This is a genomic window from Leptolyngbya sp. NK1-12, from assembly GCF_032598965.1.
Lineage (GTDB): Bacteria > Cyanobacteriota > Cyanobacteriia > Elainellales > Elainellaceae > Elainella.
In genome coordinates this window covers 1700079-1712595 of record NZ_CP053586.1, presented here as the reverse complement: position 1 = coordinate 1712595, position 12517 = coordinate 1700079, and the positions used below count along the sequence as shown (strand labels likewise).

At 51.1% G+C, this 12517-nt stretch carries 10 protein-coding genes; 6 read left to right on the top strand and 4 right to left on the bottom strand.

What is annotated here, in order from left to right:
• Positions 1-132: 132 nt before the first annotated feature.
• Positions 133-444, top strand: a complete 312-nt coding sequence (locus tag HJG54_RS35405; protein ID WP_420717341.1) for an ISAzo13-like element transposase-related protein — start codon at positions 133-135, stop codon at positions 442-444.
• A complete protein-coding gene (locus HJG54_RS06835; RefSeq protein WP_316434100.1) occupies positions 329-1702 on the top strand; it encodes a GH1 family beta-glucosidase in 1374 nt (457 codons plus the stop codon). The genes HJG54_RS35405 and HJG54_RS06835 overlap by 116 nt, the downstream gene beginning before the upstream one ends.
• 137 nt (positions 1703-1839) lie before the next feature.
• On the opposite strand, the gene cax (HJG54_RS06830) is transcribed toward HJG54_RS06835, so the two are convergent.
• Together cax (HJG54_RS06830) and cax (HJG54_RS06825) are read right to left on the bottom strand one after the other, a co-directional pair.
• On the bottom strand, positions 1840-2922 hold the full coding sequence (cax, locus tag HJG54_RS06830) for a calcium/proton exchanger (protein WP_316434098.1): 1083 nt from the start codon (positions 2920-2922) through the stop codon (positions 1840-1842).
• A gap of 82 nt (positions 2923-3004) precedes the next feature.
• Positions 3005-4102, bottom strand: coding sequence for a calcium/proton exchanger (cax, locus tag HJG54_RS06825; RefSeq protein ID WP_316434097.1), 1098 nt, complete (start codon positions 4100-4102; stop codon positions 3005-3007).
• A 307-nt stretch (positions 4103-4409) separates the two neighbouring features.
• Here cax (HJG54_RS06825) and HJG54_RS06820 point away from each other — a divergent pair, with 307 nt between their 5' ends.
• Positions 4410-5330, top strand: coding sequence for a ferritin-like domain-containing protein (locus HJG54_RS06820; RefSeq protein WP_316434096.1), 921 nt, complete (start codon positions 4410-4412; stop codon positions 5328-5330).
• 333 nt (positions 5331-5663) lie between these two features.
• Here HJG54_RS06820 and HJG54_RS06815 read toward each other — a convergent pair whose 3' ends face one another.
• Both HJG54_RS06815 and HJG54_RS06810 read right to left on the bottom strand, forming a co-directional pair.
• Positions 5664-6656, bottom strand: coding sequence for an endonuclease/exonuclease/phosphatase family protein (locus HJG54_RS06815; RefSeq protein WP_316434095.1), 993 nt, complete (start codon positions 6654-6656; stop codon positions 5664-5666).
• A 78-nt stretch (positions 6657-6734) separates the two neighbouring features.
• Positions 6735-7538 carry a sulfite exporter TauE/SafE family protein gene (locus HJG54_RS06810; RefSeq protein WP_316434094.1) on the bottom strand — a complete coding sequence of 268 codons (804 nt, stop codon included), beginning with the start codon at positions 7536-7538 and terminating at the stop codon, positions 6735-6737.
• Between the two features lie 243 nt (positions 7539-7781).
• Here HJG54_RS06810 and HJG54_RS06805 point away from each other — a divergent pair, with 243 nt between their 5' ends.
• The 3 genes from HJG54_RS06805 to clpB all read left to right on the top strand — a co-directional run bounded on the left by HJG54_RS06805 (position 7782) and on the right by clpB (position 12226).
• A complete protein-coding gene (locus HJG54_RS06805) occupies positions 7782-8627 on the top strand; it encodes a GNAT family N-acetyltransferase (RefSeq protein WP_316434093.1) in 846 nt (281 codons plus the stop codon).
• 77 nt (positions 8628-8704) lie between these two features.
• Positions 8705-9406, top strand: coding sequence for a Uma2 family endonuclease (locus tag HJG54_RS06800; RefSeq protein ID WP_316434092.1), 702 nt, complete (start codon positions 8705-8707; stop codon positions 9404-9406).
• 198 nt (positions 9407-9604) lie between these two features.
• Entirely contained in the window at positions 9605-12226 is a 2622-nt protein-coding gene (gene clpB / locus HJG54_RS06795) for an ATP-dependent chaperone ClpB (protein ID WP_316434091.1), read from the top strand.
• The last annotated feature ends 291 nt before the right edge of the window (positions 12227-12517 follow it).

Sequence of the window (12517 nt, the reverse complement as noted above, 5' to 3'; positions counted from 1 at the left end):
CTGTACGACTTGACCGATAATATCGGCTACATCTAGATCGGCACGAGTCATGATACCAGTGAGTTTGCCTGTGACTCAAGTCGCTACTGGTGGAACACCTATAGTAAAGCACGCTATCCCCTAAAAGAATTGATGGAAAAGGCGACAATTCGTACAGGTCTCAAGGTATTCACGACGATTCTCGACAAACCATATCAAACTGGTCAAAAAGTTGCTAAAGACTTCAAATCCAATGTGAAGATTATCTTTGACGAGTTCTTGCCTCAGTGGAACTACACGGCCAAACCAGAATTACAGATTATTCAATCCTTGATCCGGAGAATGCAACATGACAAGCTATCAATTTCCATCCGACTTTGCCTGGGGAGCCGCCACTGCCGCCTACCAAATCGAAGGAGCCGTCACAGAAGCAGACCGCAAACCCAGCGTTTGGGATACCTTTAGCGCCACCCCCGGACGCACTCTCAACGGCGATACGGGTGCCATAGCTTGCGATCACTACCACCGCTACAAAGACGATGTGCAACTCATGGCCGATTTGGGCATCCGCCACTATCGCTTCAGTATTGCCTGGACGCGGATTCTGCCCGACGGACGCGGCACCGTCAACGAAGCTGGAGTGGATTTTTACCGTCGGTTAGTGGATTGTTTGCTGGAGCACGGCATTACGCCCCACGCCACCCTGTTTCACTGGGATAGCCCCCAAGCCCTAGAAGACCTCTATGGATCCTGGCGCAGCCGAGAAATGGCAAAGGATTTTGCCGACTATGCTACTGCCGTCGTGAGTCGATTGGGCGACCGCATCACCCACTGGATGACGATTAACGAAATTCACTGCTTTACCCACATCGGCTATGGTGTGAATCAGGTTCCACCTCACGCACCCGGAACAGTGGTCAACCGCCTCAAAGATGTATGGCAAACCTCGCATCATGCTTTACTGGCCCACGGCATGGCCTGCCAGGCGATTCGCGCTGCTTCACCAGTTCCCTGCTCCGTTGCCCTTGTGGATAACTTTGTTCCTACCGTGCCGATTGCCGAATCACCACAGCATATTGCCGCAGCTCAACAGGCATTTCATGTACATACAACTAATGGCGGCATTATCGAACCTGCACTTACCGGCGCATACAGTACAGCATTACTAGACCAATTAGGCGAAGATGCACCCGAGATTCAAGAGGGCGATCTCAAAATCATTCACCAGCCCTTAGATGCCTTTGGCTTCAATAACTACTTTGCCGTCTATGTGCGGGCGATTGACCAAGCTCCTGGCTATCAGTTTCTTGAGTTTCCCATCAGTTATCCCAAACTGCACATGCCCTGGCTTTTCTTTACCCCCGACTCAACCTACTGGGGTATTCGCCACATCAGCGAAACCCTGGGCCAACCCGATTTGCCTATCTACATTACCGAAAACGGCTGTGCTGTGGAGGATGTGTTGACAGCTAACAACGAAGTGATCGACACGGATCGGATTTTATTTCTGCGGCATTACCTGCGTTCGGCCCATCGCGCTATTCAGGAAGGCTATCCGCTCAAGGGCTACTTTGTTTGGAGTCTATTAGATAATTTTGAATGGGCTTGGGGTTACGATCGGCGATTTGGGATCAACTATGTCGATTACGCGACTCAGCAACGCTTGCCCAAAGCTAGCGCCCATTGGTATGCGGAATGTATTCGACAGAATCGGGTGGTTTAGTAACCGTTAATGAAACTATTAATCAACTATTAATGAACTGTAGGCTTGGTCAGGCGTTACTCCTTACGAGAAAGCAAACCAAAAGCAAGCCGGGCATCGGTGTAGCCCTTCCCTAGGAAATAACGCCCTTACCCATATCAAGCCGGATGGAAATAGAACGCCGCCCCTAGCACCGCATAGGTGGCCAGCAGCAACGCCCCTTCTAGCCAATTGGAGCGTCCGTCTAGACTGATCAGGTTTGCTAGCGCCACAGCAGCGGTCACCGCCACCACCTCAAATAGATTAAAATTCAGGTCCATTGGCTGCCCAAGTGCCTGCCCGATCAGCACCAGCAGCGGAGCCACAAACAGCGCCACCAGCAAACTAGATCCCATCGCCACCGACACCGACAAATCCATATTGTTTTTTAAGGCCACACTCACTGCCGTGACATATTCCGCTGCCCCACCCACTAACGGCAGCAGGATCACCCCGGTAAATAGTGGCGACAGCCCCAGCCCTTTGGTGGCTTCTTCGACCGCCCCGACGAAAATTTCTGATTCGTAGGCCACAGCAACCGTGGAAACGATCAACACGCCCAGCCACAACCAGAGATTGGGTTTATGGTCCTCCTCAGCCGCTGCTTCCTCTTCTAGTTCCACCACGCCAACGTCATAGAGATAGCTGTGGGTCTTCAAAGAAAACACCAGCGTCAGGGCATAGACAACCATTAGAATAATTGCCGCCGCCCGCGACAGTTGGGCAATCTCCGGCTCATTCACGCCACCGGAAGTGGAAACCACCAAGGCCGGCAACACAATTGCCGTTACGGCCAGCGTCATCGTCGAGCCATTCACCCGCGCCACAACCGGTTGGAATTCCTGCTCCTTGTAGCGGAGGCCGCCCAAAAACATCGACAAGCCCATCACCAACAGCAAATTGCTCACCACCGTGCCGGTAATGCTGGCCTTGACAATATCGACTAACCCTGCCCGCAAAGCCGCCAGCGCAATGATCAGCTCAGTGGCATTGCCAAACACTGCATTCAGCAATCCCCCAACCGAGGGGCCAGTAATCACCGCGACTTCTTCGGTTGCCGTACTGAGCCAGATTGCCAACGGCACAATTGCGATGGCAGCAGTGATGAATACGGTCAACGCTCCCCATTCCAACCGCTCAGCGGCAATCGAAATCGGAATGAAGATCAGCAGACCAATGGAAAGTAATTTTTTGATTGACATAGACAAATAGAGATGGAACCGTTTTCATTATTGTCTGGAATTGTCTGGATAGGACCGCGAGGAGACAATTCTCGGCTGAATTTTAAATTGCCGGATGAAAAAAGAACGCGGCCCCAATCACCACATAGGTCGCCAGCAGCAGCGTGCCTTCTAGCCAGTTCGAGCGGCCATCAGAGCTGACCGAGTTAGCAATTAAAACCGCCACCGATACAGCGACAAACTCAAACGGGTTAAAGTTCAAGTCCATTGGCTGATCAAAAAACCAGCCAGCAATCACCAATACAGGCGCAACAAATAGAGCGATTTGCAGACTCGACCCCAGCGCCACCGATACTGACAAATCCATTTTGTCTTTCATGGCTACTACCACTGCCGTCGCGTGCTCTGCCGCGTTGCCAATAATCGGCAGCAAAATTACCCCAGTGAACAGTTTTGTTAGACCGAGTTGTTGAGTTGCTTCTTCTAGCGCTCCTACCAGTAGTTCCGACTCAATTGCTACCAGCAGTGTCACCATCAACAACACCCCTACCCAGAGCCAGAGATTCGGTTTCTCGCCTGCTTCGGTGAAGCCGCCTCCCTGCTCTGCCTCGACGCCCACATCATAGAGATAACTGTGGGTTTTCATCGAGAAAAACAAGGTCAGCAGGTAAACCCCAATCAGTACCGCTGCTACAACTAGAGACAAACGCTGCATAATCGGTTCATCGACGCCGGTGGAGGTATAGTTGACTGCCGTTGGCATCAGAATCGCAATCACGGCCAAATTCATCGTCGAGGCATTGATGCGGGCCACCGTTGGCTGAAATTCCTGCTCCTTGTACCGCAATCCGCCTAGAAACATGGAAAACCCCAACACCAGCAGCAGATTGCCGATAATCGAACCTGCGAGACTGGCTTTGACCACATTCACAGCCCCTGCCTTCAGGGCCACCAGGGCAATAATCAATTCAGTCGCGTTGCCAAAGGTGGCGTTGAGCAATCCACCCAAGGAGGGACCCACCACAATCGCAATTTCTTCAGTTGCCGTTCCCATCCAGGCGGCCAGTGGCAGTACAGCTAAACAGGCTGTAATGAAGACGGTCAATGCGCCCCAGTGCAACCCTTCTGCCAGCAGCGAAATCGGCACAAAGATGAGCAATGCGGCAAAAATCAGGTCTTTGATCGGTAAGTTTCTTGACATGTTTCCTTTTAATTTACTGGATGGGTGAACGCCTCTCGGGCGGTCATTTCAATTGCCAACTCCCTCCTTCAGTCAAGCGCATCTTGTTAGGTTAGGGTTTTGTCTATCAACGTTGTCTATCAACTTGGTTTATCAACCTGTCTATCAATCCAAATCGGCGATGTCAGTATTCCCTGTCGCCGGTCAGACAAGTCTATCGTTCTTCGTTACACTAATTAACAGATTCTGATTCTTCCTACAGTGATCCTGTCTATCGCTAGAGAAAGCTCGTTTTCCCTGACCCAAACGTTTTGATTGAGCAGAACCTATGACCGTTGTATATCCTCGCAAACTGGAAAGCTCCTTTGGCACCCTAAGCGCTCGTGATGTGCTAAAGCAAGTGGTACGCGACCGTGAGATTCATTTGATGACGCTCAACCGCTATCGCTATAGTGAGCAGCGGAGCTGCAAAGACCTGACCGAACTAATTGAACAGTTGAATGGCAAATCTCCAGAGCTAGTTAGAGACCTGTCTCGCCATATTTCTGACGAAGCTCGCCATGCCATGTGGTTAACGGATTTGTTAGTAGAGTTGGGAGCCAACGTGGGAACGCCGATGGGTTCTTCCTACATCGATGAGTTTGAACGCCTGCTAGATCGAGAATATGCCAATCCGGACGAAAGCCTGGATGATTTCCTGATTTCGACGTTAGCGGCAATCAATGTGACCGAAAAGCGTGGCTGTGAATACTTCTCGGCGCATATTTATGCCCTCAAGCAAGCGCCCCAAACCGAAGAAAATATCAAAATTCGCGAAACCATTGAACGCATTTTGCCGGAAGAAGCGGGCCATGTGCGCTGGGGCAACCGTTGGCTAGCCGGACTGGCCCGCAAAAGCCCGGAACATGCGCAGAAAGTAGATCAGGCCAAGCGCAAGTACGCCGCGATTGAACAGGCTGCCTTTGTATCCGGGATGGACATTACGCTGGGAGCCGAACTGCGCCGCGTTGGCAATCTGCTCGATATTGCCGACACGCTTCCCCTTTGGCAACGCCCACAATACCTGCTAGAGCGCCTACCGCAAACTCTGTTAGCTCCCGATTTGCAGCAAACTCGAATCACGGCGGTGCAACGAGCTTGGCAACGGGATCCGCAAGCCTTTATGGAACGGTTTGTGCCGATGTTCCTCAGTGGCTTAACCCGCAACCAAACTAAGCTGTCTAAGCCGGAAGGGGGGACAAAGGCTTGAGGAGTCAGGAGTCAGGAGTTACCCAACTACCAATGACAGCTGACAGCCGACCCTGTTATTCAGCCGCCTGAATGGAAATTGGAGATTCTGTTTAGCAGGAGCAGAGGGCATAGCCCTTTTCTGCTCCTCTTTTGCTTGCGAACGATCTGTCAAGAAACACATAAGATTGTAATTGTGAGTAATACCATGTCCCTTTAATCGGGCTACAGATTACAGCATTCGATGGGTTGCGGTATGCAGCTTCCGTAATTCAAAACTCGGTTCGGCTGACTCACCGGAAGCCAAAACTTAAAACTAAGAATTGGTATAATGCTGCTTGGTAATCGCTGAATCCTAACGCGAACGCTCTAGCTCTATTGACGCCACAACTTGCCCGTGATCTGACTGCCAGTTTGGAATTTCTTCAGTGGTGAGCGTTTCGTCGATCAGATGGTCGTTAAAGACTGATACGTATACTACTCGTCCAATTCGGTCTGGGTTTTGCACCACAAATTCCTGACTTACCATAATGTGATCTAGACTTTCATAATGACCATTGTGAATGTGGGTGTAATAGAAATCGCCGTAGCTCTGTCGCGCTTGAATATCTTTGACGTGATAAAGCAGTATATCCCAAAGTTCACGTTTGCGTTTTGAATCGAGTTTGCGGTGCGGCACTTCTCCTGAAATAATTTGTGAGGTAACGGCAGCTCCACCATCGTTCATATCGCCAAGCACAATGACCGGATAGTTGCGGTTCTGCAACACCTGCATCAGCAATACCCTGAGCGCAATTGATTCAGCTGCCCGCAGCATCAGAGACCGTACCTGCCCTTTGGCCTGTTCAATCGGATCTTGACGATCTACGTGATCCGGAATAATCGCCCGTTTCGACTTGAGGTGAACCACAAATACCGTACACTCCACCGTATCACTGATCTGCACCTGTACTGACAGTACGGGTCGTGAAAAATGAGTCAGCGGAATGGCGGCACCTTGAATGTCGAGTTGGGCGCTAATTGGAAAGTCTTGAATATAGCGGTGGTACAGAATGGGAAAGCGGGAGGCCAGCGCCACTGCTGGTGTGTCTCCGGTAGGTGAAATGGCAACTAAATGGAAGTCTCGACAGGAATCGCTCTGCTGTAATGCTTGCTGTAATGCCTCGTGGTGGAAAACTTCCTGAAACCCAATCAGGTCTGGCCGTATTCGGTCTAATTGGCCGCCGATCCAGCGAATCTTTTTAGCGTAGGTATCGGGACTGTAGTACTCGTGATGATAAAACACGCGATTCGGCAGGGCAAGATTCAGCAGGTTGAAGGTACCAATCCGGATGGTTCTACGGCTCATAGTGTCATTGCAAAAACAAACCGCTATTACTTTAAGCGGAGCTACGCGATGAAGCAACGTCTGCTGCTCTTCAAACAACTAATGAACAAAAAAGTAGATAGTAATCGCACATCCTACACTAATCACAAAACTCCGGACCCAGATTGGATGCAGCCGCTGTGCAAAACGAGCACTACTGTAGCCGCCAATCAGAGCTGCACTAGCCATCAGCGTTGCCTGCCACCAAAGCACGGCATGAGCCGCAATAAAGGTAATCACTGCGACTCCATTGGTGCAGGCAGCTAGCCAGGTTTTCATCGCGTTCATTGTATGGATGTTTCTCAATCCCATCAACTCCAAAATTGCCAAAATCACGATGCCAGCACCACCGCCAAAAAAACCAATGTAAATTGCTATCCCAAATTGCAGCAGCAGGGCTAGAACCAAGGGCAAATGATACTCTGTTTGAGTGGACGAACGAGCCGAGGAATGACGACGCAGCCAGCGAATCAGGGGTTGACCAAAGGCAAACACGACAGTGGCCGTCAGCATCAGGTAGGGAAGCAGCGCGGTAAAGGTAGCCTGAGGCGTATGCAGCAGGATCTGTGCTCCCAAAATGCCGCCGGTAACGCTGGTGATGGTCAGCAGCAGCAGTTCTCGTCGTAAACTGATCAGCTCTTTTCGATAGGCAACCGTGCTGGCTACGGTGCCTACCCAAAGCGAAGCGGTATTCGTGGCATTGGCTTCGATTGCAGGCATGCCGGTAAACAGCAGCGTGGGGAACACAATCAAACCGCCACCACCCGCCACACCGTTGATCACGCCACCCAGTAGCGCTACTCCAAACAACAAAACGAGAGAGAAGCCAGAATCCACAAACTCCACCATGTTGAGAAGAAACAATGCTTCCTCTACGGTAAAAACTGGATTTATAGATGTCCAATATATCTTTAGCTGGGTTTTAATACTTGAAAAGTCTTTATAGCAGCTGAAGTAGCTCGGCTAGGATCCTGGAATCATCTAATTGCACTTGTAGTATATTGTAGTATGCGCATTTTGCAACTCGGAGGAGCGGTCAAGTATTTTTCCCTAGGTAAATCGAGGATGGGGCGACTTTAGAAGAAGGGTGAACTCAGGAGATCAACCATGCGATTGCGTCGATTTGATAATATCAAAGCATTTCATTCCATTGTTCAAGATTACTTGCTGCAATCTGAAGCAGAGCATAATTTATTGCTTGGCATTTTGCATACTCTTCTACATTATCCAGAGCGTTATCCGGAGCTGCCCTATCTGGCAGTGGTCGAAACTAGTGGCAAGATTTTGGCTGTGGCAATCCGCACGCCTCCCTACAAGCTCGTATTGTCGAAAGCGCTGAATCTAGCTGCAATCCAGTTGATTGCTCAGAATTTGCAGGACCTTGGAGAGTCACTTCCTGGCGTGAGTGGGTTGGTGGCCGAGGTGGCCGTATTTTTGCAGGCATGGCAGGCGCTGACTGGGCAATCCTATCGGCGAGTGATGGAAATGCGAATTCATCAGTTAACTCAGGTCGAATCGGTTGCGACGGCTGGTGGTCATTTGCGGCTCGCCACAGAAGCCGATCGTTCCTTGCTGGTAGAGTGGTGTACTGCCTTTGCCTCTGAGATCGGGGAGGTCGTGATTGATGTGCCCGAAAAAATGGTGGATGGCGGGTTGAAACGGCAAAGTATTTACCTCTGGGACGATGGTATGCCTGTCTCATGGGCTAGCGGCAGCCAATCTTTACCGACCGCCGCGCGGATTGGTCCAGTTTATACACCGCCGCAGTATCGGCGCAAAGGCTATGCTACGGCTTGTGTTGCAGCGCTGAGCCAAAAACTTCTTGATCAGGGATGCGAGCACTGTTTCCTGTTTACAGACTTGGCGAATCCAACCTCGAACCATATTTATCAACAAATTGGCTATCGTCCCGTTTGTGACTGGCATGACTTTGCCTTTCACTCAGAGATGTGAGTCCGCATTTCGGCTGCGAAACGGAATTGCAGTTCCCATGCTAAATTGAATTTGGCGCATGCTGGAGAGAGGCTGTCATGACGAGTGCTGCCTACCTAAACACAGATATTGACTATCCTGAATCTGATGGTAAGCCGATGGCTGAAAGCGATTACCAACGTCCTTACATAGCCTATGGCACTGAAATTCTAAATATCTACTTCGCCGATCAGCCTAATGTTTATGTCTCCGGCAATATCCTGATTTACTACGAAGAAGGCAACCCTAAGGCCAGCGTGTCTCCGGATGTATTCGTGGTTCTCAATCGACCTAAGGGCAAACGTCGATCTTACAAAGTTTGGCAAGAGAACAATCAGTATCCTGACTTCATTTTAGAAATTACGTCTAAATCTACGGTTACTGAAGATCAGGGTATTAAACGGGGTCTGTATGCCTTCTGGGGCGTATCGGAATATTTTCAATATGATCCCAGCGCTGATTATCTAGATCCACCACTACAGGGTTACCAACTCGTTGATGGAAATTACTTCCCGTTGCCCACAACCACTTTACCGAATGGTGATTTATCTATTACTAGTACAGTTTTGGGGCTAGAACTGCATCTAGAACAAGGAGAACTGCGTTTCTACAATCCGGCAACGGATGAGAAACTGTTGACCCATGCGGAAGCAGAAGCTGCCCGACAAGCCGCAGAAGCTGCCCGACAAGCCGCAGAAGATAAAGCAGAACGGCTAGCAGCCCGGTTACGGGAACTAGGAATTGATCCTAACTCGGTATAGCGACTAGGCTGCCTACATCTGGAATTTTCGGGGAAGCGTATCCCAAAGGCGTGAACACCGATCTCGGCAAGGCATCCAAACTCAATACAATAAAGGCAATCCCTAAAAGAGTTTTGAGTGCTAAGTTTTAAGTTTTGAATTAGTGGCTTTAAACTCAAAACTCAACACTTAAAACTTAGAACTTCTATTAAGTGGCTTATGCAACCAACTAATCCCAACCAATTTACCGAAAAAGCCTGGGAAGCGATTGTCCGCACCACTGATATTGCTAAGCAAGCTCAGCACCAGCAAATTGAATCCGAGCACCTGATGTTGGCCCTGTTGGAGCAGCCAGAGGGTTTGGCGACCAGCATCCTGAATAAGCTGGGGGTGAACGTACAGGGCGTGCGCGACTACACGGAACAGTTCATGCAGCGCCAGCCCAAGGTATCGGGTGCAGGCAGTTCGGTGTACCTAGGTCGCTCGCTCGATACGCTACTAGACCGAGCTGAAGCCTCTCGCAAAGAGATGGGCGATGATTTTATTTCGGTAGAACATTTATTGCTGGGCTATCCCAAGGACGATCGATTTGGGAGAGCCTTGCTGCAAGAATTTAAACTCGATGCCAATAAACTAAAGGACGCAGTGGAACAAGTCAGAGGTAGTCAAAAAGTTACCGATCAAAATCCAGAAGGCAAGTACGAAGCTCTGGAGAAATATGGCCGCGACCTGACCGAGTCGGCTCGGCAAGGTAAACTCGATCCGGTGATTGGCCGGGATGACGAAATTCGCCGCACGATTCAGATCCTGTCCCGCCGGACGAAGAACAACCCCGTGCTGATTGGTGAACCCGGTGTGGGTAAAACCGCAATTGCCGAAGGTCTGGCTCAGCGGATCGTCAGCGGCGATGTGCCCCAATCCCTCAAGGATCGCAAGCTGATCGCCCTCGATATGGGTGCCCTGATTGCCGGGGCCAAATATCGCGGTGAGTTTGAGGAGCGGTTAAAGGCGGTGCTGAAAGAAGTCACTGATTCCAAGGGGCAGATTATCCTGTTCATCGATGAGATTCATACTGTGGTGGGCGCGGGTGCTACCCAAGGCGCGATGGATGCCGGCAACCTGCTGAAGCCGATGCTGGCTAGAGGTGAGCTGCGCTGTATCGGGGCCACGACGCTAGATGAGTACCGCAAATACTTGGAAAAAGATGCAGCCCTAGAGCGGCGCTTCCAGCAGGTGTATGTCGATCAGCCCAGCGTGGAGGACACGATTTCGATTCTGCGCGGTTTGAAAGAGCGCTATGAGCTGCACCACGGGGTAAACATTTCCGACAGTGCCTTGGTTGCCGCTGCCACCCTGTCGAACCGCTACATCAGCGACCGCTTCCTACCCGACAAGGCGATTGACCTGGTAGACGAAGCCGCCGCCAAGCTGAAGATGGAAATCACCTCCAAGCCGGAAGAGCTAGACGAAGTGGACCGCAAGATCCTTCAGCTCGAAATGGAGCGGCTGTCGCTGCAAAAAGAAAGTAGCGTTGGCTCGCGGGAGCGCTTGGAGCGGCTAGAGAAAGAGTTGGCTGACCTGAAGGAAATCCAGAGCAGCCTTAATGCTCAGTGGCAGGCGGAAAAAGACGTAATCGTCCACACCCAAAAGCTGAAGGAAGAAATCGACCGCGTCAACATCGAGATCCAGCAGGCCGAGCGCGACTATGACCTCAACCGGGCCGCTGAGCTGAAGTACGGCAAACTCACCGATTTGCAGCGCAAACTGCACGAGGCCGAAGCCAAGCTGACCCAAACCCAAACCAGCGGTAAGTCGCTGCTGCGGGAAGAAGTCACCGAGGCGGATATTGCCGAAATCATCTCGAAGTGGACCGGCATTCCGGTTAGCAAGCTGGTCGAGTCGGAGATGGAAAAGCTGCTGCATCTCGAAGAAGAATTGCACCGGCGAGTTGTGGGCCAAGAGGAAGCCGTTACTGCCGTGGCCGACGCAATTCAGCGCTCGCGGGCTGGCCTAGCAGACCCCAACCGCCCGATTGCCAGCTTCATCTTCCTCGGTCCGACTGGCGTGGGTAAAACCGAGCTGGCTAAAGCCCTAGCCGCCTACCTGTTCGACACCGAAGACGCGATGGTGCGGATCGATATGTCCGAGTACATGGAGAAGCACGCGGTTTCGCGGTTGATTGGTGCGCCTCCGGGCTATGTGGGATACGAGGAAGGCGGTCAGCTCACCGAGTCGATTCGGCGGCGTCCCTATGCGGTGATTCTGTTCGACGAGATCGAGAAGGCCCATCCGGATGTGTTCAACATCATGCTGCAAATTCTCGATGATGGTCGCGTTACCGATTCTCAAGGTCGCACGGTGGACTTTAAGAATACGGTGATCATCATGACCAGCAACATCGGATCGCAATACATCCTGGATATTGCTGGAGACGATCAGCGCTACGAAGAGATGAGATCGCGAGTGATGGAGGCGATGCGGACCAGCTTCCGCCCTGAATTCCTCAATCGGGTAGACGAAATCATCATCTTCCACAGCCTCCAGAAGTCCGAACTGCGGCAAATTGTCCAGCTTCAGGTCAAACGCCTAGCCGAGCGTTTAGCCGACCGCAAAATGGCGCTGCGCCTCTCCGATGCAGCCCTTGATTTCCTGGCCGAGGTGGGCTACGACCCGGTCTATGGTGCCCGTCCACTGAAGCGAGCCATCCAGCGCGAACTGGAAACGCAGATTGCTAAGGCAATTCTGCGCAGCGAATTCCACGACGGCGACACGATTTTTGTCGATGTGGAAAACGAACGCCTCGCCTTCAAGCGCCTCCCGGCTGAGCTAGTGACGATGTAAGCCGCACGGCATTAACTTCATATAGGCTATTTCACAGACGATCGTTCAATGCAGCGGTCGTCTTTTTTGGGGTTAGTGCTACGGTTCCGCCCGCAAATCAATGGCGCGTTAGTTGAGTAATACTAATTCTTAGTTTTGAGTTTTGAGTTTTGAGTTACGGAAGCTGCATACCGCAACCCATCGAATGCTGTAATCTGTAGCCCGATTAAAGGGACATGGTATGAGTACACTAGAAGTGCACTGAACCTTGGTCCAGTCTGCAATCCAAGGGAGAGACTCTTCCTATCGCCA

Coding starts and splice junctions, on each gene's coding strand:
- HJG54_RS35405 (WP_420717341.1), top strand. CDS start 133: ATGGAAAAGGCGACAATTCGTACAGGTCTCAAGGTATTCACGACGATT.
- HJG54_RS06835 (WP_316434100.1), top strand. CDS start 329: ATGACAAGCTATCAATTTCCATCCGACTTTGCCTGGGGAGCCGCCACT.
- cax (WP_316434098.1), bottom strand. CDS start 2,922: ATGTCAATCAAAAAATTACTTTCCATTGGTCTGCTGATCTTCATTCCG.
- cax (WP_316434097.1), bottom strand. CDS start 4,102: ATGTCAAGAAACTTACCGATCAAAGACCTGATTTTTGCCGCATTGCTC.
- HJG54_RS06820 (WP_316434096.1), top strand. CDS start 4,410: ATGACCGTTGTATATCCTCGCAAACTGGAAAGCTCCTTTGGCACCCTA.
- HJG54_RS06815 (WP_316434095.1), bottom strand. CDS start 6,656: ATGAGCCGTAGAACCATCCGGATTGGTACCTTCAACCTGCTGAATCTT.
- HJG54_RS06805 (WP_316434093.1), top strand. CDS start 7,782: ATGCGATTGCGTCGATTTGATAATATCAAAGCATTTCATTCCATTGTT.
- HJG54_RS06800 (WP_316434092.1), top strand. CDS start 8,705: ATGACGAGTGCTGCCTACCTAAACACAGATATTGACTATCCTGAATCT.
- clpB (WP_316434091.1), top strand. CDS start 9,605: ATGCAACCAACTAATCCCAACCAATTTACCGAAAAAGCCTGGGAAGCG.